The following is a 21,440-nucleotide window of genomic DNA, read 5'->3' as shown; positions in this document are numbered from 1 at the left end:
AATGCGGGCAGCGGCCGATGAACTTGACGTGGCACCGTCCTCGGTCAGCCGGCAGATTTCGGCGCTGGAAAGCGAATTGGGCGCGGAATTGATTGAACACGGCCGCCGCGACATCCGCCTGACCGAGGCCGGAGAGCGTGTCATTAAATATTACCGCGAGATCGAATCGATCCGCGAACGGTTGCACGACGACCTCAACGATCTGGCGGGCAACGTCACGGGCCATGTGCGGATCGGCATTGGCGAGGGTTTCCTGGGCGAGGCGCTGTTTCGCAGCTTCGATGATCTGGGCGAGGCCTTCCCGGGCATCGCCATGTCGGTGCGGATCACCGATACGGTCGAGATGCTGCGGATGATCGGCGACGACGATCTGCATTTCGGCATGGCGTTCCACCCGACCAACGAACCGCGCATCGCGTCGCGGTTCAGCGCGCGGGTGCCGCTTTGCGTGATCATGACCGCCGATCACCCTTTGGCGCGGCATGAACAGCTGACGCTGGCGCAGCTCAACGGTGAGGCCTTGGCGCTGCTCGATGACCGGTTCCGGATGCGCCAGTTGATCGATCTGGCCGCAATCGAAAGCGGGGCGCATATGAACAGCGCGCTGGAAACCAATTCCATCGCGCTGTTGATCGAATGGGTGCGCTCGGGCCGGGCGCTGACCATCCTGCCGCAATTTTCGGTGCGCAACGATATCGGCACGGGGTCGATGGTGGCGGTGCCCCTGTCCGAAACCGTGCTGCAATCGCTTTATGTCCATCTGATCACCCGCGCGGGGCGCAGCTTTTCCAAGTCGACGCAGCTTCTGATGAACAGCCTGCGCAAACGGCTTGGCGCCGTGGCCCAGATGGAAGATTGATTGCGCTGAACGCAACGAAATTCTTGAATGGGCTTCATTGAGCGCAGTTAGCTCTGTCCCGATACTGGCCGGACCGCCCCGATCCCCGGAGCCAATAACGTTAGAGGACAGTATGGATCGCCACGACGTCGACTGGAAAGGGTATATTCCCGCGACTACCACACCGTTTGATGCCTCCGGTGCCTATGATCTGGAAGCCCAGGCCGAATTGCTGGAATGGCTGCATGGCCAACGCCTGCACGGGCTTGTCGTGGCCGGGACCACCGGCGAATGGTTTTCCATGACCCGGGCCGAGCGCGAGGCGCAGATCCGCCTGACCGGCGCGCAACTCAGCGGCAAGATGACCCTGCTGTGCGGCTGCAACGCCTATACCGCGCGGGAATCTCTGAGCTATGCCGAGGTCGCGGCCGAAGCAGGGTTCGACGGCATCCTGGTCTGCCCGCCGCCCTATGTCGTGCCGACCGAGGACGAAACCTTCGCCTTCTACAAGGAAATCAGCGACAACAGCCCGCTGCCGATCTGCATCTACAACTGGACGCGCGGCACCAATGTCGACCTGTCGCTGCCGCTGATTGAACGGCTGGCCGAGCTGGAAAAGGTGGTGGCGCTGAAAAACTCCACCCCGTCGCTGCGCAATTTCCTGAAAACCTTCTTCGCAATGCGCGACCGTTTACGTATCTTCGGCTTCGGCATGGACCTGATCGGCACCTCGATGGTGAAGAACGAAGGCGGCGACGGGCTGATGGGCGCGGGGGCCGTGCTGGGGTCGGACCAGCCGGATTTCTTCAACGCGATCTGGGACGGGAACATGGAAAAGGCCCGCGAACTCGGAGACAAGGACATGATCCTGATGCGCGAATGGTTCGCGGCGGACTACGGCGGCAAATTCGGCGCCGCGCAGGCGATCTTCAAGACCGCCCTGAACCTGCAGGGGCTGCCGGGCGGCCATGTCCGCGCTCCGCTGCTGCCGCTGAACGAGGAACAGACCGACATCGTGCGTGATACGCTGACCCGTCTGGGCAGGAAACTGGTGTGAACCTTGATGTTGTCATCCTAGGCGGGGGATTGGTCGGGGTCGCCTCGCCCATTTCCTTGCGCGTGGTGGCGCCCGGGTCTGCCTGATCGAAAAGGGCGACCTGAAGCGCGGTGCTTCCGGCCAGAACGCCAGCAGCCTGCATTTCCAGATGGAACACCGCCTCGTCGAACATGGCGAAGCGATGACCGCCCTGGCGGCTTCGATGCTGCCGCTCTCCCTCGACGCCATTGGCCGCTGGGGCGGAATTACCGACGATCTGGGCGAAGACGACCTTGACGTGGTGATGCATGGCGGACTGATGCTGGCCGAAACGCCCGAACAACAGGTTGCCAAGCTCGAACGCAAACGCGCGCACGAGGAAAAATGGGGCCTGCCGACGCGGATGCTGGACCAGGTGGAAGTGCGGGCGATAGCGCCTTACCTGGCAGATACGGTTCTCGCCGCCTCCTTCTGTCCGGTCGAAGGGCATGGCAATCCGCGGCTGATCACCTCGGCCCTGGCGCGTAGCGCGCTGGCGCAGGGGGTGGAGATCCGCAGCGGCACCGCCGTGACCGCGATGCGCCGCAGGGACGGGCGCTGGCAGACCGATGGTCGGAGCGTACGCCGCGAAGGCCGGGCTGGATGTTGCGATTGATGACGATACCATCAACCGGCTTATCCATGGCAGCCGGTATCGGTTCGGGCGCAGTGTCGTCTGTATCATCGAAGCCATTGAGTGCGCGCTCTACGACGGCGCCTCGACTCTGGAGGTGCATCATTTCGAGGACGCCTGAGGCGTTCGTGAGGGATGCGCGATCGAGGCCAACGTCTTCGCCGCGGCTGACTGGATGGCCATCGAACTGGAGGATGAAGGCGAGGAAGTCAGTCAGAGCCCCACAGTCCACAAGAAGGTCAACCGGAAGAAGGCGGCCTGATCATGCCTTTGTTGCCCAAGCTCGAAGCTCTCCCCGGGGAAAGCATGACCTCGTACCTGAACCGTGTGGCGCGGTTTCACGGCAATGTGCCCTTGACCAAGTTTCTCGACATGATCGAGCTGCCCCGGCACGAAATCCTTGCGCCGGGGCTCAAGACCATTGAGCGAGTGTCCCGCCTGACAGGGGCGCAACTCTGGCGGCTGGAGCGTATGACCTTTCTGCACAACGGGCAGCGGAGGCGCAGTATTGGTGGCCAACTTGTTCAGGCCGAATTCGTTGATACGGGTGCCCGTCGGTTTTGCCCGAGATGCCTTCTTGAGGATTTGGCTTCAGGTGGCCCCTCCGACGGAATGCCAGTCGGGCGCATCGTATGGCAAATCAAGGCAACCCAAGTTTGTCATCGGCACAATCTGGTTCTGAAGAGGCGGTCCATTAGGGTGTGGACTCAATTCAGCCAACATCTGATTGCAAAGATATGGACCATCGACAGGAAGTTGCGTTTCAACTTTTCGTATCTCGTTGTTAGCCTTCGCATGTCTTTCATGCGGCAGAAGAACCGCTCTACAAGGTTTCGCTGGGCGTAGATGTCGGGGTCATGTGGGATGTGGATGCGGGCGTTTGACTTGGATGGGATCACTGCCAATGCGCCTTCGTCAGCGATGGTTTGGCGGATGGCTTTTGAGCCATAGGCTTTGTCTGCGACGATAGCTGTCGGCTGTTTTTGCCAGCCGACAAATGAACCAAATACCTTGCTATCATGCCTTTGTGCGCCTGTAATCGCGAACCGTAGAGGCAGGCCGCGATGGTCTACGGCGACGTGAACCTTGCTGCCGCGACCGCCGCGTGAGCGTCCAATACCTTGCGCCAACTCCCCCCTTTTGAGCCTGCTGCCGCCCGGTGTGCCTTGACGATTGAACTATCAATGAAGATCAGCGCGTCCTCACATTCCGTCGCCAGCACATCAAATATCCCTTGCCAAATCCCGCGCTCACCCCAGCGGACATAGCGGTTGTAAACAGTCGTGCGCGGGCCATACCGGTCCGGCAGATCGCGCCACGGCGCCCCGTGCGCAGAACATAGAAAATGCCATTCAAGACTGTTCTGTCATCCTTGCGCTGCGGACCGCGCCCTTGTTTGGGTAAATGAGGCCGGATTGCAGCCCATTCTTCGTCGCTCAGATCAAATCTCGCCATCATGCACCTGTTTTCCGCAGATGAATCATGAAGAGCCCATTTCAGCAAGACAAGGAATTGGGTTCACACCCTAATGCCTAGAGTCTCAAATCATGCCAACGTCAGGAACGTGGGGGCCAGACACCGCTTACAATTGACGGACCTTGAAGAGGTGACCTGTGCGGCCCCGACCTGCCTTGAACGGTTCGGCACACCGCAAAACATTGACGCGCTCAAAGGCCACCAGATGATCTGGTTCCGCTCTACCGCGACAGGGTCTATCTTGCCGCTCGAATTTGTTCAGAATGGTATCCTGCGCACTGTCTCACTCCCGACGCCAATCACTGTAAGCGGCGCAGACACATTGGCACATTGCGCCCGTCTCGGCCTTGGCATTATCCAAAAGCCACGCTATTCTGCTGCCGAAGATCTTGCCGCAGGGCGCTTGATCGAACTCCTCAGCGACACACCACCGGCCCCGTCCCCTGTATCGATCTTTTACCCACGCGACCGATACCTGTCGCCGCGCGTGCGCGTGTTCATTGACTGGGCCGTAAAAGCGTTTTCGCATCAATGACCACGGGAGATCCGCATATCGAAACTCGGCAGTTTCTATAAGCGGATAACGTGCTGGCGAGGGAATCTTACGCTTCAGCGGGTGTAGCCTGACATAGCTCGATAAAGGCCCGCAGGGGTTTTGGAGCAAAGCGGCTCGGATAGTAGAGGTGTGGCCCCTCAATGTAGGGCCACCAACCCGGCAGCACGGGCAACAGCTTTCCACTTTCGAAATCATCGTCCAGCCAGTTGCGGAAGGTATAGATGATTCCCACTCCCTCCTGCGCATATCGGAGGCCAGTGTTGAGTGCGCCTACGCTAAGGATAAGCGCGTTTTGGGGTTCCACTTTCACGGACTGTCCTTTGCATTGCAGCGTCCATGGAAGCAAAGGGCCCGCGTCCAGCCGGTATCGGATCGCGACGTGGGCGGTGAGGTCTTTGGGAACTTGCGGCACCCCGTACGCATCAAGATAAGCTGGCGACGCGGCCATCGCCATTTGTTGCCTGCGCGGCCCGATCGGTATCGAGATCATATCCTGCTCGAGCACACTGCCGTAGCGAATGCCCGCATCACAGCCTGCCGCAACAATGTCGACGAGACCGCTGTCTACCGTGATCTCAACCTCCACATCTGGATGCTGCGTCCGATATGCTGCGAGCAGCGGCGGCAATATATCCGGCATGACCGCCCCCGGCACGTTGAGGGTCAACTGCCCCTGTATCTGCCCTCCAAACGTTGCAACGTCATGGCAGGCAGCATTCACTGCGGATAACAATGGACCCACACGATCCACCAAAAGTTGCCCCGCTTCCGTTAGGTGCTGGCTGCGCGTTGTGCGGCGCAGCACGGGGGTGCCAAGTTGCGTTTCTATCCGCGAGATCGTGGTGCTAACTTTTGAGGCTGCTATGCCGAGCCGCTGGGAAGCTGCGCGAAAGCCGCCTTCACGGACAACCGCCAGAAGAACGGCGAGATCGTCAGCAGAAATATTGTTCTTCATTGAGAACAGTCCAATCTAATTTTCATACCTTATCCTATAATTTCAGAACAGCCATCTTGTCGATCATCAACACGTATTGCGCCAACTGGCGCGTTTCAGACAATGGAGATTGAACAATGCTCATCATTACAGGAGCCTCGGGAAAACTAGGCGGACTTGTGGTTGAGGCTCTGCAGCGCCTCGTGACAGCCGACCAAATCGGAGTCAGCGTACGTGACCCGGAAAAACTGGCCGATCTCGCTGCTGGTGGTGTGCGCGTTAGGCGTGGGGACTATGAAGACACTGACAGCCTGCGCCACGCATGGGAAGGAGCGAGCCGAGTACTGCTGGTGTCCTCAAATGCAGCCGCCAGTGGGGGTGACCCGCTGCTACATCACGAAACGGCGATTTCTGTGGCCAAGGAACTGGGTGTCGAACGGCTATTCTACACCAGCCAGGTGTCGGCCAATGAGCAGTCGCTTTTCCCGCCTGGGCGCCATCATGCTGCAACGGAAACAATGTTGGCTGGTTCAGGTCTGGCGTGGACGTCCATGCGGCACGGGTTCTATGCGGAGAGCGCCATGCATATGAATGCGCAGGGATTTGCGAATGGCAATTTGGTAGGTCCGGCGGATGGCAAGGTGGCTTGGACGACCCATGAAGACTTGGCACAAGCCGATGCGCTTTTGCTGGCTGGAAAAGAGACATTCGAAGGCGTGACGCCACCCCTCACCGGCAGCGAGGGGCTTGACCTTGCTGACCTCGCGCAGATGGCAAGCGGGGCGACAGGAAGGACAATCAAGCGCCAGATCGTCAGCGAAGAAGATATGATTGAAAACTTGGAGCGAGCCAACCTACCGGAAGCGGTCAAAAGCGTTATTTTGGGTTACTACCGCGCCGCGCAGGCAGGGGAATTCGCAATGGTAGATCCGACACTTGAGCGCCTGCTGGGTCAAAAACCACGCCCGATGCAGAATGTTGTGAAACGACATCTGGGATAATGATGAACGGCGGATGTCTTGGAAAGGCAATCACCCGGGGCCCAGCCACAGTGATCGCATTATCATCTCAACCCGGCAACCGTATCAGGGCAACGCTCTGATACGGTTGCCGGAGACGGTCATTTAAACTGGTTGACAAACTGTCTTGGTGGGCTTGCCACGACACGTTTAAAGGCGGCATTGAAGCACTCTCAGACTGATACCCGATGCGCTCGGCGGCCTCTGAAATCGTATCGTTTGAGGTCATGAGTTGTTCGCTTGCTTTATCCGCCACCAAGTAAATAACTGCTCCGCCGATGCGTTGTGTTTCCGGAGGTCGCCATTCGGATATGGCAGGCACTTTCGATTACACACCTATCGAAGGACATGAACGCACACGACGACTACATGGCGGGTTTCATGGAGGTGTTCTCAGAGCTCGATTGGTGGGGACCGGCGACACCTGAGGCCACGCGCCGCGCGCTTGCCATGGTGCCTTTCGCGCCAGAGACGATCCTCGAGATCGGGTGCGGTCCCGGCATGGCGACGATGACATTGGCCGAAGCCACGAGCGCTCGGATCAAGGCGACCGACACGGACGACGGCGCGCTGGATCGGCTGCGGGACCGGGTCGCGGCGCGGGATCTGGGCGACCGGGTCACGGCGCGCAATCTGGATATGGCGCAGCTCTCTCGGCTGGATCAACCTTGGGACGTCATCTGGGCCGAGGGCAGCGCCTACATCATCGGTGTTGAGCGGACGATGCAGGACTGGCGGCACTTTCTGCGCCCCGGCGGCGTGCTGGTGTTTTCCGAGATGATGTGGCGTACGGAGACGCCATCGGACGAATTGCGCGCCTACTGGGCGTCGGAATACCCTGCCATGACGCATGTCCCACAGCGGCTCGCCCAAGCCAAGCGCGCCAGCTACCGCGTGCTCGGCCATTTCGACATGGGGCGGAAGGCAATGGACACTTACTATCAACCTCTTGAGGCACAGATCACAGCTATGCTGGCGCGTCTCTCGGGCAGCCGGGTGCTTGAGGATCTGCGCGCCGAATTGGCCGCCTATCACGCCTGCGACGGCCTCGTGAGCTTCGAGATGTTTGTGTTGCAAAAGTCCTGACAGGCGGGGCGGTTCGACTTTTTACAAAACGGCGGGGCTATCCCTCCCAACGGAGACAAGACAATGGATTTTCAAAGGATTATGAGACCCACGTCGAGAGGATCGCGGACCTCTTCACGGCGACCTTCACCGCGTCGGAGGGCGCAGAAGAAGGCGCGCTGATCGGCGAGCTTGCGCGCCGCCTGATGTCAGACACACCCGCCGAGGATCTGTGCGTCCTCACTGCCTGGGATAACGGCATGCTCATCGGCGGCATCTTCTTTACCCGCCTCACCTATGCGGGCGACAAGCGCACAGTCTTCATGGTGGCGCCCGTGGCGGTGGCGACGGCGCACCAGGGAAAGGGCATCGGGCAGCGGCTGATCGCGCACGGCCTCGACGTGCTCCGGCAGGAGGGCGTGGACATCGCCGTCACCTATGGCGTCCGGCCTTCTACGGCGGCGTCGGGTTCGCACCTGTAGCCGAGGCCGACCTTCCGGCACCCCACACGCTCCAGCAACCTGAAGGCTGGATTGCCCAATCACTGACAACCGAGCCGTTGACGCTCGTGAGCGGTCCGGTCCTCTGTGTCGCTGCCTTCAACGACCCGGCGTTGTGGTAGATACATGGTCCGCGACTACTCGGCCTTCTTGCTTGGCGCGAAGCCGACGCTGCGCACGCCCACCGTCTTGGAGGGGTTGGGCTGGAGTCCGATCTTCGCCCGACAGATCGACGCCGACGCGCTGACCGCGACGCCTCCAGTCCGTGTGGTCGCTGTGCATCGCAGCGGCCTGCAGGTGGCGGCATCGAGGAAACGATTCCACCGGGACTGGAGGCCACAGTGAGTGACTGGCTACTGATGGATCGCGCACGCCCCCGGTCGAGCCAGGTGCTGGAACGCAAAAGCCTGATCAAGCGCCGCGCACCGGGCACCGGTCGCGAGGTGCAGTTGATCGCGGCCAACATCGACACAGGTATTGTGGTCACCTCCTGTAACATTGATTTCAACATCGCCCGGCTGGAGCGCTACGTCGCGCTCGCCTTTGAAGCGGACATCGACCCGGTGATCATTTTGACAAAGGCAGATCTCGAGGAGGATCCCGCGCCCTACGTCAAAGCGGCGCAGGCGATATCGGATCACCTCGGCCTTCTGGATCATCTATGATTGCGGCGAGCTACGATGACGTGGTGCGTCACCGCTGCAATAACCGTCGCTGCATCAATCCTGCACATCTTGAAATCGGGACGCGGGGTGAGAACTTCATGGATGAGCGAGAGTTTGCTGCGAATGGGTGGACCATGACCTACTCTGGGGGGCTGTTTCCATGGCCTCTCCGGGATCACTTCAGCACCACCCGCCACAACTGGGGCAGAAACTGGAGGCAGTCGACCCGAGCCCTTCGTTCGGCTGCTATAGTCTTATGGTCATGGATAAATTGGCTGGGATGGTAGGATTCGAACCTACGGTACACTGTACCAAAAACAGTTGCCTTACCACTTGGCTACATCCCAACGTGGGGGGCTAATTAGTCGCTTGCTGAGAAGTGTGCAAGCCCTTTTCGTGAAATTCTTTCGCTTGGAATGAAAGAATTTTCTACAGGCCATGAATGCGGTTTGTGATGAGACCTCTCCCCGGAACGTGGCGGTGCGCACAGAGGATATGCGGGGCCCTAGAGGGGGTGGGTGGTTTGTTTCGCCCCTCTATTGGCCAAAGTCCGCAAGCGTCACCACGCCGTCTCCTGAGCGGTCCATACGGGCAAACCAGCGCGCACCATTGCCGATGAATTCATCGCGCGTGACCACACCGTCGCTATCTATATCATTATAGCGCCGGGTCATGGCGTTTTGGACGGCATCAATACCAGCCGCTGCGCCCAAGGCACCTTGGCCCATGCCTTTGTCTGGTTGACCGCCTTGCCCCGCAACACCCCCGTAGGCCTCAAGATGCATGTCGCGGTCTGCGGCGCGGGTTTCGTCAAACATGGCATATTCGTCGTCGTTCAATATGTCGTCCTCGTTGGCATCAAACATGTAAAACAAATCGCCACGGCGCTCTTGCACCTCGGCCAGTGTCACTTGACCATCTTCATCCAAATCCCAGTTGGTCATGAACTCTGCGCCAAACCCCTGCGCCCATGTGAGGCCGGGTAGGGCGGCAAGGGGGAGGGCGGCCAGAAAGGCGAGCGAGAGAGGGAGGCGTTTCATGGTGTGATCCTTTCACATTCCGCGTGCTGAATGCTTTTGATACGCCGCGCCGATACATCTCCGTCGTGCCAAACTGTCGCAGTGGAAAAGATCGCCTAAAAGGGCCCGCACGCCGTTTAGGAGTGCGGGCCCATCATCGGATTGGGGTTTAGGCGGAGACTTGTTCGCGCAACACAGCCGCGGTCAAGGACGCCATCAGATAAATGCCCGAAAACAACAGCATGGACAAAAGCGTGCTTTCAAATTTACGCGGATATGTCGGTTCGTCCGGGGCAATCGGGCGCGAGGACAAGGACAGGTAGCGCACCTGACGATTGGCTTCGATCCGGGCCATTTCAAGCGATTGAATGGCCTGTTGGGCCATTGCCTGACGGGTGGCAAGATCGACCTCCGCCATCCGCAATTCCGCCGATACGCGTGCCAAAGATCCCGATCCGCCGGTGGCCTGCGTCAATTGCGATCGCAGCTCGGCAATCAGTGTTTCAAGGCGGCCAATGTCGCCACGGGTGCCATCGACGCGGGCTTGGTTCGGACGCGGGTTGTCCAAAAGCTGTTGCAGTTGCAGCTTCTTTTCCTGAAGCTGGGTTTCAAAGCCAGAGACCTGACCCATGATCGCTGCCGTTTCGGCATCGGGCGAGATAATGCCAAGTTGTTCTTGCAGCAGGACAACTTTCTCCTGCGCCGCCTTCATTTTGTTTTCAGCATCATCAAGACTTTCGCGCGCGCCTTTCATTTGGTCTTCGCGCATCCGCTGGGTCAAATGATCGACGCTTTCCTCAGCGTATTCGACCAATTTGTCGCTGAACAATTGCGAGGTTTCAGGCGTGGCCGCGATCACCTCCATTTTCAAAAGCCCTTCGGTCGGATCATAGCCGATGCTGACGCGATCCTGATAAACTTTGTAGGCCTGTTCATTGGTCGGATTTTGCGGCAGACGTTGGATCGGGTCGATGGCGTCAGAGGAAAAATGCGCCTTAAACCCGGCGTCTGCATCCAATCGCAACATCGCATCGCGGCTTTCAAGAAACTCCTGAACCGCGATTGAATCCTGAGCGCCACCAAGGCCGGACGCGCCCATTAGACCGCCAAGACCGCCGCCGCCGCCCGCTGATTCCGCCTGTTGGATCAAAAACGCCGATTGCGTGGCATACATGGGCGTTGCGATTGTATAGAAATAAATCCCGGCCAGGATCGTTGGAATGCCAACAAACACGGCCAAGCGCGCGATCAAAAGCACCATTTTACGCCGACGCCGCCGGGCGATGTCGCGTTGAATGGTGGAAATTTCATCTTCGCGGGTCAGCCGTTCCAATATGTCTTTGGACGGCAGTTTCGGGGCGTTGTCGACGGTTTTCGGAAGTTTTGGACCCTCGGTGGTGGTCAACTCCCGTGAGGGTGGTTTGCCCTCGGTCGTGACCAGATCCAACATCGCGGCGCGTTGAAACGGATCAATCCCCTGCTTGCGCAACTGACGCACCGCGTCAAAATCAGAAGTGGCCGCAATGCCGTGTTTTTGTGCCACGCGCCGCGCCATCCGCAATTGGCGCCCGGTCAGGCCTTCGCGGCGAATGGTGTCAATTTCGGCGTCAATTGAGGCCTCATCAGCGGGGGTGACATCGCCCGTGAGATTGGGGGTGCCGCCGCTGTCGTCGCTTTGACCGAGAGCGCGGGCGACGCCTCCTTTGACCCGAGCGGTGCGCCCGGTTTCGGGGCGCGGGGAGGCGGCATCATCTGTTTTGGCCTTTTGTGCGGCGGCGGACCCGGCAAAAGGCGCATCCCCAAAGCCATCGGCACTGGCGTCATTGTCGAACAGTTTGTCGTCGTTAAAGGCTTTGATCGCCGCCTCTTTTGAAGGCACCTGGCCTGCGGAATCGGCGGTCGGGTCCACCCCTTGCGTGGTGGCCGTTGCGGCACGCGGCGCGCGGCGCACCCGGAATTTTTGAGCTTTAACCTTCGTAGTCATAGAGTGCCTTGGCCTCTTCCAATGTGTCGAACATGTAGAGCTTGCCGTTTCTCAAAACAGCCGCCGAACGACAGAATTTCTCAAGCGTTGCGGCCTGATGCGACACCACGATGATGGTGGCATGTTCAAGCCGCTCGCGCAAAATGCTCCCTGCTTTGCGGTTGAAATTCACATCCGCCGTCGAAGGCATGCCTTCGTCGATCAGGTAGATGTCAAAATCAAGCGCCAGCAAAAGCGCAAAAGACAGGCGGGATCTCATCCCCGCCGAATAGGTTGCCACCGGCATATCAAAATATTCTTTGAGCTCACAGAGCCAACGGCAGAAGGCCTCGACATAATCGGGATCGAGATCATAAAGCTCGGCAATAAAACGCACGTTTTCGCGTGCTGTATGTTTGCCGATCAACCCGCCCATGAACCCAAGTGGGAAGGACACGCGACAGCCGCGCCGTATTTCGCCTTCGTCGGGCTTTTCCAAACCGCTCATCATGTTGATGATCGTGGTCTTGCCGGTGCCGTTCGGCGCAAGAATGCCAAGGCTGTTGCCAAGTTCCACGCGAAAGGACGCGCGATCAAGGATCACCTTGCGCTGCGTTCCAGTCCAAAAGGACTTACTCACATTGTCGAACTCGAGCATCGATACGCGCCCTGATACTGCCTGCACACCACCCTTAACGGGTTTTTGTTAATGGAGCGTCTTAATTGGCCATTTTGTTGAAATTATGCCGAGACGCCCGCGATAAATCCATCTCAGACTGCTCTAATGTGGCAAAAATGAGGCCAAACCACGGTATAGCCCCTGTGGTTTGGCCCTGTTTTAGAAACGATTTCGCGATTTCGGCGTGTTTTACGTCGATTGTTTCTGAACGCGGCACAGTTTACCGACGACAATCGAGATGATCGCAGCAGCGAAGGAGAACAGTGCTCCCATTTTGGCGGCGGCCTGAACCGGGGTCGAGCCGAGCATTGTATCGGCGTCAAAGGCGACCGAGGCGATAAAGAGCGACACGGTAAAACCAATGGCGGCGACACAGCCGATCACCAAAAGATCAATCGTGCGCATCCCAGCCGGAAGGCCCAGACGCAACACATGTGCGGCCAGCGCCCCCATGATCAAAATGCCCACAGGTTTGCCGATCAACAGCCCGCCCAAGACCAGCCATGTCGGATCGCCAATGGCGTTGAATTCCACACCCGCATTGAGCAGACCGAAGAAAAACAGGATGATTTCAACCGGGGTTTTCAGTTTGTGTTCGATGTCGTTCAACAGATCGGACAGGTGCTGTTCGGCATCGGCAAACAGGCCAAAGGCGCGGTCGGCATGGGGGATGGTCGGCACAATCGGCAACAGGCCCAAAGCCGGGTGAATACCGGCGCGCATGAAGCCGTACCAAGAGATACAGGCGGCAATCAGATAGGGCCAATAGGACAGGGATTGGCGCACCCAAGTCGAGGTCGGGCGGACTTCTTTGCCCGCATCCAATTTGCGCGGCAACCAGTTGGCCAGAACAAACACCAGCACAGCCGCGGCGACAGAGAGCAACAACCACTGAACAGCCAATTCACCGGTCGGATAGAAGATTGCCAAAATCACAAGGCCCGCCGCATCATCGGCGATGGCCAACAGCAACAGGAAACGCACGGCAGGGTGGCCCGCACCAAAGACGATCCGGCCCACAAGATAGGAAAACGCGATGTCCGTGGCGGTGGGCACGGCCCAGCCGTTTTTGACCGCATCATAGGTGTCCGACCCCAAGACCATCGCCAGACCAAGATAGACCACAATCGGCCCCAACATCCCCCCCAAGGTGGCAATCAGGGGTGTGGCCGCCTTTTTACCGCGCAGCGAGCCGTTTTTGAGGATCACAGCCTCCCAGACCTCTTTTGCGGCAATGGCAAAGAAGAAGGCCATGAGCACGTCGTTGAACAGATAGTGCAGGGTGAGAGTGCGGTGTATATGTCCGGCGTCATCCATGTGCGGATGGCCGATAAAGAAATTTTCCGCCAGAGGGTACTCGACGAAGGCGTGATAGGACTGTGCATCCACATTTGCCCAGACCAGCGCAAGAACCGCGCCGATGATGAGCAAAAGCGAATAATTCGTAACAAAATTCCAGACTTTATACATATGTGCCCTCCGATCCCTATGCCCCAAGTGTGTTTGGGGAATAATCCAAGCAAAGGTTCAGGGCAAGCGTGCAAACCCCTGTTGCCGCCCAACTTGGCGTCGTTTTCATGGTGATTTCTAAGAGTTGATCAGAAAATATGCGTGAATACGGTCCAGATTATTCCGGCCAGCACTGCCCCGATCAGGGCAAAGCCGATATAGGTGGCAAAGACGCGAGGTTTGACCAATGCCCAGACCGCCACCGCCGCCGGAATACAGGAAATGCCCCCTGCCACCATAAAGGCCATGGCCGCGCCACCAGACATGCCTTGGGATAAAAGCCCGGACATCAGCGGCACTGCGGCGTAGCCATTGAGATAGGCGGGGGCACCGATGGCGGCTCCGATCAGGATCGGGCGCAGACCTGTACCGCCCATCACAGAGGCGATCATATCGGCAGGCACATAGCGGATCATCACGGCCTCAAGCACATAGGCAACCAACATCCATTTGCCGAGAAACAACAGGTTTTCTCGAAAATTACGGCGGAAACTCTCGATGCGTTTGGACTCGGTCCAGACTTTCCAATTGGGTTTGCCCTTGAGCGCCGCCGTCGCTCCACAAGAGGGCGCCGCACGCGGCTTGAGTGGATCGGCAAAAAGCGCGCTGCCCCCCAAGAGTTTGACCCCTAAGCCGCCCATGAGGCCGATAATGACAGCCGCGAGGGTTTTGGCGATGGCAAAGTCCAGACCCAAGCCATTGGCCGTCACGATGAACATTGCCGGGTCCATCAAAGGCGAGGCCAACCAAAAGGCCATAACCGCAGAGAGTGGCACCCCAACCGCCAAGGCCCCAGCGATAAAGGGAATGACCTGACAGGAGCAAAACGGCGACACGCCGCCAACAATTGCGGCCACCGCGATCATGCGCAGCTCGCGGCCTTCGAAGGCCTTGGACAGCAATGTCTCGGCCCCGGAGGCTTTGACATAGGCGGTGGCGAGAATGGCAAACAGCAAAAATGGTGCCGCCGTCCAAAGCGCCTTTGCGGTAAAGACGACCGTGTCCCAAAGGGCGGGCGTGTCGAACAGGGCTACGGCCAAAAGCACCACTGCGGCAAGCAAAAGCGCTTTGTCGGTTCGTTTCCAGAGCATCGGGAGTTTCGGTGGGGTTTGAGTGAGATCAGTCATGGCGCGGTCCTTCGTGGCTTGGTCCCTCGTGGCAATGCGCCTCTGGGGTACAGGTCTCGGCGTCGCAATCGGCGCAGCATTCGGACAGAAGGGCCGACAAAAGCCCCTCCAATTCCTCGTAATCGGCGGCGATGCACACAATGGACCGTCCATGCCGTTCTTGTTTCACAAGCTTTGTGGCCGCGAGGATTTTCATGTGGTGCGTGAGTGTGGCCCCGGTGATCCCGGTGCGTTCGCCCAGTGCCCCGATGGTCAATCCCTTTGGCCCCGCTCGTACCAAAGATCGCAACACGGTGAGCCTTTGTTCCGAGCCAAGCGCTGCAAAGGTGCTGGCGGCTTGCGCGATTGAGATGTCGTCGACATGGGGGGCACTCATGGCGGTTTCCTTTGAATGATGCGATTCATTTCTATAATTCTAAAAATATAAAAATGAGTCAAGTGGCCAAATCCAAATCACCGCGCTAAAACAGATCTATGAGCCTGACCCAAGAGATACGCGCCTGTCGCCTCTGTGCCGATCGGTTTGCCGCCACGGCAACAGCCCACAGGCCGCGCCCTGTGGTGTGGTTTCGCCCCACTGCGCGTATTTTGATCGCGGGACAGGCCCCCGGCGCGCGGGTCCATGACAGCGGGCGGCCCTTTACCGATGCCTCGGGGGACCGGTTGCGCGCATGGCTTGGGCTGGATGAGGAAACGTTTTATGACCGCGACCGTATCGCCATCGTGCCGATGGGGTTTTGTTTTCCGGGCTATGACGCCAAAGGTGCGGATATTGCGCCGCCCAAACTGTGCCGCGACACATGGCATGATCAGGTGATGAATGCGCTGGGCGAGGTGGATTTGATCCTGCCCGTGGGGGTGCATGCAATCCGCTATCACCTTGGTGTCAAAACATCGCTGACAGAGACGGTGCGCAATTGGCGCAACTGGCGCGATCATGCGCCGCGCGTCTTTCCCTTGCCTCATCCGTCTTGGCGCAATACGGGTTGGCTAAAGAAAAACCCGTGGTTTGAGGCCGAACTTTTGCCCGAACTGCGCGTCCGCCTACGGGCCAGCCTTGAGGACCTGCCATGACCGAACATACGCCTATTGATCTCGCCCATGCCGCGATGCAAGCCGCCCCGGAGGATGACAACGCCCGGTTGCGGTTTTTTGAACGGGTCGCAGATGGCGAATGGTTTTTGCTTTTGGACGAAGAACATGACGGTGAAGGCCCGATCACGCCCAAAGTGTTTCCGGTCGAAGAAGATCAATTCGTTCTGGCCTTTGACCGCGAACAGCGTTTGGCCGAATTCGCCGGTGGCGCCCCCTATGCGGCGATGTCCGGGCGGGTGTTGGCCGAAATGCTGGCGGGCTCTGGCTTTGGCTTGGGGCTGAACCTCTCGGTGGCCCCTTCCGAAATGCTTCTGCCGGGGGCGGCGGTCGATTGGTTGCACGCCACGCTGGGCAATGCCCCGGCTGAGACCCACGGCAAGGCCCAAGAGATTTTTCCACCGCACGGCCTGCCCGAGATTTTGGTCACGGCGCTGGACGCCAAACTGGCGATTGCCGGCGGATTGGCGCGGCTGGTCTACCTGTCAGGCGTGAAATACGAGGACGGCGTGCGCTCGCATCTCTTGGCCTTTGTCGATCAAATCCCGGGTTCCGAAGAGGTCTTGGCGCGGCTTGTCTCCGAGGCGTTGATTTTTTCGGGCGTCGAGGCCGGGGCGCTGGATGTGGCGTTTTTCAAATCGTCCGATCCGCTCTGTGCCGCCTTTGCGCGGTTTGGACTTCGGTTCGATTTGCCAGAGCCCGAACCGTTGCAAACTGGCCCGTCTGCGCCCGGCATGGACCCGAGTGCCCCACCGAAACTGCGCTGATGTACGGCTTTAGGCCTCGGTAATCCGCGTGGGTGTGGCTCAGTACCCCGCCGCGCGATCCACCAGATGCAACAAGATTTCGCCCGCCTCACCGCGACGGATGTTTTCAGCAATCACCTCAGCGGCGGTTTGCGCGCGGGTTTCGGCGGCAATGTGTGGCGTGACGGTGACGTTGGGATGCGCCCAATAGGGGTGGTCTTGCGGCAGGGGTTCGGTGCGGAACACGTCCAAAGTGGCGTGACCGATCTGGCCTGTCTCCAAAGCGGCAAGCAGGGCATCATCGTCGATCAGGCTGCCGCGTCCCGGATTCACGATCCGCGCGCCTTTGGGCAAAAGTGCGAGTGTTTCGGCGTTGAGCGTGTTCTCGGTCTCGGGCGTGTTGGGCAACAACAGCACCACGATTTCGCCCCTGCGCAAGACCGTTTCGAGGCCCTCAGACCCGCTGACACAGGTCAGGCCCGCAATCTCTTTTGGCCGCCGCGACCAGCCGGTGACCAGAAAGCCCAGCGCGGCCAGCGTCCGCGCGCATGTCTGACCCAGTTCGCCCAAACCCAGCACCGCGACAGAGCGGTCCCGCGCCAAAGGCGGGGTGATGTGATCCCACGCGCCATTGAGGCCATGAATATGACGATCCATCCCAAGGTGATAGCGCATCACATGGCCGACCACATAATCGCGCATCCCCTCGGCCAAACCCGGATCGACCATCCGGCAGAGCGGCTGGGTGAGCGTGGGATTGGGAGCGATTTTTTCGACGCCTGCCCAGAGGCTTAGAACCGCTTTGGTGCGGGTGTAGGGAGTGAAATCCGTGAGCATGTCGTTCGGCGCGTAGATGATATAATCGACCGCTTCTGGGGCGGCCTCGCGTGTCACATGGGCCTCAATCCCCGCCGCTTTGAGCGCTTGCGGCAGAGCCGTTTCGTAGCTGGGCCATGCCCGGTCCGGGGCGGAAAACAGCAGGGTGAGGGTCAATTTTTCCCCCTTGGGCGATGGATATGCGCCGATTGGACGATGCCAAACGCGGCCAAAAGCACCAACATCGCGGAGCCACCATAGGACACGAGCGGCAAGGGCACACCGACCACGGGCGCAAGCCCCATCACCATCGACATATTGACCGCAAAAAACAGGAAAAACGTTGCGGCGATACCGATGGTGACAAGCGAGCCAAAACGGTCTTTGTTGTTCATCGCGGAAACGAGGCAAAACAGGATCACGCCCGCATAGAGCGCCAAAAGGGAGATGCCGCCGATAAAGCCGAACTCTTCGGCCAGGGTGGTAAAGATAAAGTCAGTGTGTTTTTCGGGCAGGAAATTCAATCGGCTTTGCGTGCCCTGCATAAACCCGCGCCCGGTCCACCCTCCTGATCCCAACGCAATTTTCGATTGGGTGATGTGATAGCCTGCGCCCAGAGGGTCCATGGAGGGATCAAGAAACGTGTCTATGCGGGCGAATTGATAGTCTTTCAAAAGCTGCCAAGAGGTGCCGCGCGAGGCGAAAACGGCGCTGACAAGACCAATTGCCATGCCCGCGACCGCCGCGAAATACCACCAACTGACCCCGGCGGCGAACATCACGATGGCCCCGCCCGCGATCAACAGGATCGAGGTGCCAAGATCGGGCTGTTTGAGCACCAAAGCCGTGGGCAGGAGGATCAAAATGACCGGGATCAAAACCCACAAAGGTTTGGAGACCTTGTCGATGTCGAGCCAGTCGTAATAGGCCGCCAGTAACATCACCAATGAGATTTTCATCAACTCAGAGGGCTGAAGTTTGATCGGGCCGAGGTCAATCCAACGCTGTGCGCCCATGCCGACATGGCCGAAAAACTCAACGAAAATCAACAGCATAAAGGAAGCGATATAGGCCAGTCCGGCAATATTGCGCCAAAACCAAATGGGCACCATGCCGATCATCAACATCGCCACCATGCCAAGGCCAAAGCGTTTCATTTGCGGTTCGGCCCAGGGTTGGAACGACCCGCCCGCATTGGAATAGAGCATCAAAAACCCAACCGAGGCGACGGCGGAGAGCAACAGCACCAGCGCCCAGTTGACGTACAGCACTTTGGATAGGCCGGTCGGGACGGTTTTGAGGGTGCTCTCAAGATAGCTCATGCGCGGCCCCTTGTGGTTTCGTCGCCGTCCTGATCACGCAGGGGCATGGCTTTGAACCGCTCGCGAATGGTGTTGCGTTGCGAGCTTGGGTAGGCGGCCAAAGGCGGCACCGCGCCGTGTAGGGCGTAGAGCATCAAATCACGCGCAATCGGGGCCGCGACAGAGGAGCCGCCGCCGCCATGTTCGACCACAACAGAGACCGCATAACGCGGTGCATTATAGGGAGCGAAGGCCACGAACAGCGCATGGTCGCGTTCCACCCAAGGCACGTTATGGTTGTTCACCACGGCGGAGCGCACCTGTGACGTACCGGTTTTTCCCGCCATTTTCGTGGTGTCATCCTCGATGCGCGCCGAAAACGCGGTGCCGCGATTTGAATTGAGCACTTCAAACATACCCTGACGCACCGAACGCAACATATTCTCATTGAGCCCCAAAGGCGCGCCGCCGAGGATGTGTTGCTCGACCCCGTCGATGGATTTGATCATCCGGGGCAAAATCTCGCGGTTTGTCGCCAAGCGCGAAGTCATCACCGCAAGCTGCATGGGGGTGGCCAGAACAAACCCTTGGCCAATGGAGGCGTTCAAACTATCACCCACCACCCATTCGGCGCCGCGGTTTTCAAGTTTCCATTTCTTGTCAGGCATCAAACCGGAATTGATCCCCGGAAGCGGCAGATCATACCGCAAGCCCAACCCAAGTTTGCGACCCATCTCAGCGATGTTTTCAATGCCTGCGCGTTGGGCCATCTCGTAATAATAGACGTCACAGGAATGGCGCAGGGAGCCGACCAAATTGACATTGCCATGCCCCGCGCGTTTCCAACAGTGAAACCGACGTCCGCCAACTTCGGTGTGGCCCAAACAGCGGACCGTGTCTTCGGGGGTGACAACGCCGGCCTCAAGGGCGGCCATGGCCGTGACCATTTTAAAGGTCGATCCGGGCGGGTAGGCACCCTGTACCGATTTGGACGGTAATGGGCGGTGATCGTTTTCCAACAGCGCATTATAAGCGGCCGAAGAAATCCCCCGCACGAACAGGTTTGGATCAAAGGCCGGGGTCGATCCGGCGGCCAAAATGTCGCCCGTTTCCACATCCATGATTACCGCAGAGGCGCTTTCGCCCGCCAGTCGGGCCTGCACGAAATTCTGCATGTTGTGGTCAAGGGTGAGTTGAAGATTGACCCCCGGTTCGCCTTCGTGGCGGTCCAATTCGCGGATGATCCGGCCATAGGCGTTTTGTTCCACGCGCAGCGACCCGGCCTTACCACGCAACACATCCTCAAGTCGGCTTTCCGCGCCCGATTTGCCGATCTGGAATTTCGGAATTCGGTAGAGCGGGTCGATATTGTCCATTTTCGACAGGTCGTAATCGGACACCGGGCCGACATAGCCGACGACATGGGCGAAATCTTCGAGCAACGGATAATGGCGCGATAGGCCCACCTCTGGCGTCACACCCGGCAAAGCCGGACCGTTGGCGGAGACGGACGAAAACGCCTCCCAACTCAAACGGTCGGCGATGGTCACGGGGGCGGAGGGCCGGCTTTTTTCAACTCGGCCCGCACGCGGTCCTGTTCCTCAATCGGCAGGCCGATCAAGCGCTCCAATTCGACCAAAACCTGATCCAATTCGCTGGCGTCTTCTTTGCGGATCACAATGCGAAAGGTCTGTTCGTTTTCGGCAATCACCGCGCCGTTGCGGTCATAGATCAACCCGCGCGCCGGGGGCAAAAGTCGGAATTTGACGCGGTTTTCCTCGGCCAAAAGCCGGAATTCATCGGCTTGATCGACCTGCATGTAGCGCATTCTCAGGCCAAGGATGCCCATAAACGCCAATTGGCTGCCGCCCAAAAACAACGCCCGACGCGAGATTTTGCGGGCAGATTGCGCGGTATCCGCAGGGGACCGTCTCATCGCACATACCTCATTTCATCGGCCTCAGACGGGGTGATCTTGGTCACATTCATCAATGTAACGGATATCAAAACCACAATCGGATAGGCGATCAATGTTGAAATCTGACCTAAAATTGTCAGCATGAGAGGCGCTTGATCAACCATGAAAATCGCCAAGACAAAGCGGTACAAAAGCGCCATGGCCAACATCACCCCCGCCACCATCGCCCATTCGACAACAAAGGGCATATCGCGCGATGTCGGTTCGCGGCGGCGCAGGAATTCGAGGCCAATCACCGCCAGCGCGGTCCATAGTCCGGGCGGGCGCATAAACAGGAAATCCGCCACCAGCAGGAGCGCGGCAAACAAAAAGACCGGCACATATTCCGGGCGTCTGAGCACCCAAGCGAAGGACAGCGCCAGCAAAAGATCCGGCCCCGGCCAATGGCCGTAGCCGACTTTAAGAGGCAGAAGATAAAAGAAAAACGTCATCATGCAGAGGGCCAGAA

General features: G+C 58.7%; 21 protein-coding genes, 1 tRNA gene and 4 pseudogenes. 12 read left to right on the top strand and 14 right to left on the bottom strand.

Translation table 11 applies throughout. The features are described 5' to 3' along the window. The first annotated feature begins 1 nt into the window (after position 1). The 4 genes and pseudogenes from DA792_RS13625 to DA792_RS23295 form a co-directional block, all read left to right on the top strand. Positions 2–859, top strand: a complete 858-nt coding sequence (locus DA792_RS13625) for a LysR family transcriptional regulator (protein ID WP_107720408.1) — start codon at positions 2–4, stop codon at positions 857–859. Positions 860–971: 112 nt separating this feature from the next. After that, positions 972–1,895, top strand: a complete 924-nt coding sequence (locus DA792_RS13620; RefSeq protein WP_107720407.1) for a dihydrodipicolinate synthase family protein — start codon at positions 972–974, stop codon at positions 1,893–1,895. 28 nt (positions 1,896–1,923) lie between these two features. Continuing rightward, a complete protein-coding gene (locus DA792_RS13615) occupies positions 1,924–2,529 on the top strand; it encodes an NAD(P)/FAD-dependent oxidoreductase (protein ID WP_107720406.1) in 606 nt (201 codons plus the stop codon). A 282-nt stretch (positions 2,530–2,811) separates the two neighbouring features. Further along, a pseudogene (locus DA792_RS23295) lies at positions 2,812–3,216 on the top strand (TniQ family protein); the annotation flags it as partial. Positions 3,217–3,254: 38 nt separating this feature from the next. On the opposite strand, the pseudogene DA792_RS22835 reads toward DA792_RS23295, so the two are convergent. Then, positions 3,255–3,683 (bottom strand): annotated as a pseudogene (locus DA792_RS22835) (IS5 family transposase); the annotation flags it as partial. Beyond that, positions 3,617–4,002, bottom strand: a pseudogene (locus DA792_RS23290) (IS5 family transposase). The pseudogenes DA792_RS23290 and DA792_RS22835, both read right to left, overlap by 67 nt. A gap of 133 nt (positions 4,003–4,135) precedes the next feature. On the opposite strand from DA792_RS23290, the gene DA792_RS13590 reads away from it, so the two are divergent. Next, positions 4,136–4,558: a LysR substrate-binding domain-containing protein gene (locus DA792_RS13590; RefSeq protein WP_159075270.1), complete on the top strand. Its 423-nt coding sequence runs from the start codon at positions 4,136–4,138 to the stop codon at positions 4,556–4,558. 67 nt (positions 4,559–4,625) lie between these two features. Here DA792_RS13590 and DA792_RS13585 read toward each other — a convergent pair whose 3' ends face one another. Beyond that, positions 4,626–5,534 carry a LysR family transcriptional regulator gene (locus tag DA792_RS13585; protein ID WP_107720401.1) on the bottom strand — a complete coding sequence of 303 codons (909 nt, stop codon included), beginning with the start codon at positions 5,532–5,534 and terminating at the stop codon, positions 4,626–4,628. Positions 5,535–5,650: 116 nt separating this feature from the next. Between DA792_RS13585 and DA792_RS13580 the strand changes: the two genes are divergently transcribed. From DA792_RS13580 to rsgA, 5 genes are all read left to right on the top strand, one after another. Beyond that, entirely contained in the window at positions 5,651–6,514 is an 864-nt protein-coding gene (locus DA792_RS13580) for an NmrA family NAD(P)-binding protein (protein ID WP_107720400.1), read from the top strand. Between the two features lie 366 nt (positions 6,515–6,880). After that, complete coding sequence (locus tag DA792_RS13575) at positions 6,881–7,618, top strand: class I SAM-dependent methyltransferase (protein WP_107720399.1); 738 nt, start codon at positions 6,881–6,883, stop codon at positions 7,616–7,618. Beyond that, on the top strand, positions 7,552–8,079 hold the full coding sequence (locus DA792_RS13570) for a GNAT family N-acetyltransferase (RefSeq protein WP_199908192.1): 528 nt from the start codon (positions 7,552–7,554) through the stop codon (positions 8,077–8,079). Before DA792_RS13575 ends, DA792_RS13570 begins: the two co-directional genes overlap by 67 nt. A gap of 144 nt (positions 8,080–8,223) precedes the next feature. Further along, a complete protein-coding gene (locus DA792_RS23285) occupies positions 8,224–8,442 on the top strand; it encodes a hypothetical protein (RefSeq protein ID WP_368074475.1) in 219 nt (72 codons plus the stop codon). 14 nt (positions 8,443–8,456) lie between these two features. Then, the gene (gene rsgA / locus DA792_RS23280; protein WP_368074474.1) at positions 8,457–8,762 is read left to right on the top strand and encodes a GTPase RsgA; all 306 of its coding nucleotides are present in this window, start codon (positions 8,457–8,459) and stop codon (positions 8,760–8,762) included. 272 nt (positions 8,763–9,034) lie between these two features. Here the strand turns inward: rsgA and DA792_RS13555 are convergent. The 7 genes from DA792_RS13555 to DA792_RS13525 all read right to left on the bottom strand — a co-directional run bounded on the left by DA792_RS13555 (position 9,035) and on the right by DA792_RS13525 (position 15,435). Further along, positions 9,035–9,109: transfer RNA gene (locus tag DA792_RS13555), tRNA-Gln, on the bottom strand. A 189-nt stretch (positions 9,110–9,298) separates the two neighbouring features. Beyond that, positions 9,299–9,802, bottom strand: a complete 504-nt coding sequence (locus DA792_RS13550; protein WP_254679250.1) for an EF-hand domain-containing protein — start codon at positions 9,800–9,802, stop codon at positions 9,299–9,301. A 148-nt stretch (positions 9,803–9,950) separates the two neighbouring features. Further along, positions 9,951–11,765, bottom strand: a complete 1,815-nt coding sequence (locus tag DA792_RS13545; RefSeq protein ID WP_107720397.1) for a capsule biosynthesis protein — start codon at positions 11,763–11,765, stop codon at positions 9,951–9,953. Next, positions 11,749–12,402 carry an ABC transporter ATP-binding protein gene (locus DA792_RS13540; protein WP_009573890.1) on the bottom strand — a complete coding sequence of 218 codons (654 nt, stop codon included), beginning with the start codon at positions 12,400–12,402 and terminating at the stop codon, positions 11,749–11,751. The genes DA792_RS13545 and DA792_RS13540 overlap by 17 nt, the downstream gene beginning before the upstream one ends. Positions 12,403–12,612: 210 nt before the next feature. Further along, on the bottom strand, positions 12,613–13,893 hold the full coding sequence (locus DA792_RS13535; protein WP_107720396.1) for a Na+/H+ antiporter NhaA: 1,281 nt from the start codon (positions 13,891–13,893) through the stop codon (positions 12,613–12,615). Between the two features lie 128 nt (positions 13,894–14,021). Then, positions 14,022–15,059 (bottom strand): permease, encoded by a 1,038-nt coding sequence (locus DA792_RS13530; protein WP_107720395.1) that lies wholly within the window; start codon positions 15,057–15,059, stop codon positions 14,022–14,024. Next, on the bottom strand, positions 15,052–15,435 hold the full coding sequence (locus DA792_RS13525) for an ArsR/SmtB family transcription factor (protein ID WP_107720394.1): 384 nt from the start codon (positions 15,433–15,435) through the stop codon (positions 15,052–15,054). The genes DA792_RS13530 and DA792_RS13525 overlap by 8 nt, the downstream gene beginning before the upstream one ends. A gap of 98 nt (positions 15,436–15,533) precedes the next feature. On the opposite strand from DA792_RS13525, the gene DA792_RS13520 reads away from it, so the two are divergent. Then, complete coding sequence (locus tag DA792_RS13520) at positions 15,534–16,133, top strand: uracil-DNA glycosylase family protein (protein WP_107720393.1); 600 nt, start codon at positions 15,534–15,536, stop codon at positions 16,131–16,133. Then, positions 16,130–16,918 carry a hypothetical protein gene (locus tag DA792_RS13515; RefSeq protein WP_107720392.1) on the top strand — a complete coding sequence of 263 codons (789 nt, stop codon included), beginning with the start codon at positions 16,130–16,132 and terminating at the stop codon, positions 16,916–16,918. The genes DA792_RS13520 and DA792_RS13515 overlap by 4 nt, the downstream gene beginning before the upstream one ends. Before the next feature lie 39 nt (positions 16,919–16,957). Here DA792_RS13515 and DA792_RS13510 read toward each other — a convergent pair whose 3' ends face one another. The 4 genes and pseudogenes from DA792_RS13510 to DA792_RS13495 form a co-directional block, all read right to left on the bottom strand. After that, positions 16,958–17,890 (bottom strand): 2-hydroxyacid dehydrogenase, encoded by a 933-nt coding sequence (locus DA792_RS13510; RefSeq protein ID WP_107720391.1) that lies wholly within the window; start codon positions 17,888–17,890, stop codon positions 16,958–16,960. Then, positions 17,887–19,035, bottom strand: coding sequence for a rod shape-determining protein RodA (rodA, locus tag DA792_RS13505; RefSeq protein WP_107720390.1), 1,149 nt, complete (start codon positions 19,033–19,035; stop codon positions 17,887–17,889). The genes DA792_RS13510 and rodA overlap by 4 nt, the downstream gene beginning before the upstream one ends. After that, a pseudogene (gene mrdA, locus DA792_RS13500) lies at positions 19,032–20,950 on the bottom strand (penicillin-binding protein 2). Before mrdA ends, rodA begins: the two are co-directional and overlap by 4 nt. Continuing rightward, positions 20,947–21,426 (bottom strand): rod shape-determining protein MreD, encoded by a 480-nt coding sequence (locus DA792_RS13495; protein ID WP_254679249.1) that lies wholly within the window; start codon positions 21,424–21,426, stop codon positions 20,947–20,949. Before DA792_RS13495 ends, mrdA begins: the two are co-directional and overlap by 4 nt. Between the last annotated feature and the right edge of the window lie 14 nt (positions 21,427–21,440).

Origin of the sequence: Celeribacter baekdonensis (assembly GCF_003047105.1) — a bacterium.
Classification (GTDB): Bacteria; Pseudomonadota; Alphaproteobacteria; order Rhodobacterales; family Rhodobacteraceae; genus Celeribacter; species Celeribacter baekdonensis_B.
The sequence above is the reverse complement of the archived record's forward strand: the minus strand, read 5'-3'. Positions and strand labels throughout refer to the sequence as shown.

What these genes read in the sequence shown, in the direction of transcription:
- DA792_RS13620 (WP_107720407.1), top strand. Translation starts at nt 972, where the DNA reads ATGGATCGCCACGACGTCGACTGGAAAGGGTATATTCCCGCGACTACC.
- DA792_RS13540 (WP_009573890.1), bottom strand. Translation starts at nt 12,402, where the DNA reads ATGCTCGAGTTCGACAATGTGAGTAAGTCCTTTTGGACTGGAACGCAG.
- DA792_RS13585 (WP_107720401.1), bottom strand. Translation starts at nt 5,534, where the DNA reads ATGAAGAACAATATTTCTGCTGACGATCTCGCCGTTCTTCTGGCGGTT.
- DA792_RS13575 (WP_107720399.1), top strand. Translation starts at nt 6,881, where the DNA reads ATGAACGCACACGACGACTACATGGCGGGTTTCATGGAGGTGTTCTCA.
- rsgA (WP_368074474.1), top strand. Translation starts at nt 8,457, where the DNA reads ATGGATCGCGCACGCCCCCGGTCGAGCCAGGTGCTGGAACGCAAAAGC.
- DA792_RS13550 (WP_254679250.1), bottom strand. Translation starts at nt 9,802, where the DNA reads ATGAAACGCCTCCCTCTCTCGCTCGCCTTTCTGGCCGCCCTCCCCCTT.
- DA792_RS23285 (WP_368074475.1), top strand. Translation starts at nt 8,224, where the DNA reads ATGGTCCGCGACTACTCGGCCTTCTTGCTTGGCGCGAAGCCGACGCTG.
- DA792_RS13530 (WP_107720395.1), bottom strand. Translation starts at nt 15,059, where the DNA reads ATGACTGATCTCACTCAAACCCCACCGAAACTCCCGATGCTCTGGAAA.
- DA792_RS13495 (WP_254679249.1), bottom strand. Translation starts at nt 21,426, where the DNA reads ATGATGACGTTTTTCTTTTATCTTCTGCCTCTTAAAGTCGGCTACGGC.
- DA792_RS13580 (WP_107720400.1), top strand. Translation starts at nt 5,651, where the DNA reads ATGCTCATCATTACAGGAGCCTCGGGAAAACTAGGCGGACTTGTGGTT.
- DA792_RS13520 (WP_107720393.1), top strand. Translation starts at nt 15,534, where the DNA reads ATGAGCCTGACCCAAGAGATACGCGCCTGTCGCCTCTGTGCCGATCGG.
- DA792_RS13545 (WP_107720397.1), bottom strand. Translation starts at nt 11,765, where the DNA reads ATGACTACGAAGGTTAAAGCTCAAAAATTCCGGGTGCGCCGCGCGCCG.
- DA792_RS13515 (WP_107720392.1), top strand. Translation starts at nt 16,130, where the DNA reads ATGACCGAACATACGCCTATTGATCTCGCCCATGCCGCGATGCAAGCC.
- rodA (WP_107720390.1), bottom strand. Translation starts at nt 19,035, where the DNA reads ATGAGCTATCTTGAGAGCACCCTCAAAACCGTCCCGACCGGCCTATCC.
- DA792_RS13535 (WP_107720396.1), bottom strand. Translation starts at nt 13,893, where the DNA reads ATGTATAAAGTCTGGAATTTTGTTACGAATTATTCGCTTTTGCTCATC.
- DA792_RS13625 (WP_107720408.1), top strand. Translation starts at nt 2, where the DNA reads ATGCGGGCAGCGGCCGATGAACTTGACGTGGCACCGTCCTCGGTCAGC.
- DA792_RS13525 (WP_107720394.1), bottom strand. Translation starts at nt 15,435, where the DNA reads ATGAGTGCCCCCCATGTCGACGACATCTCAATCGCGCAAGCCGCCAGC.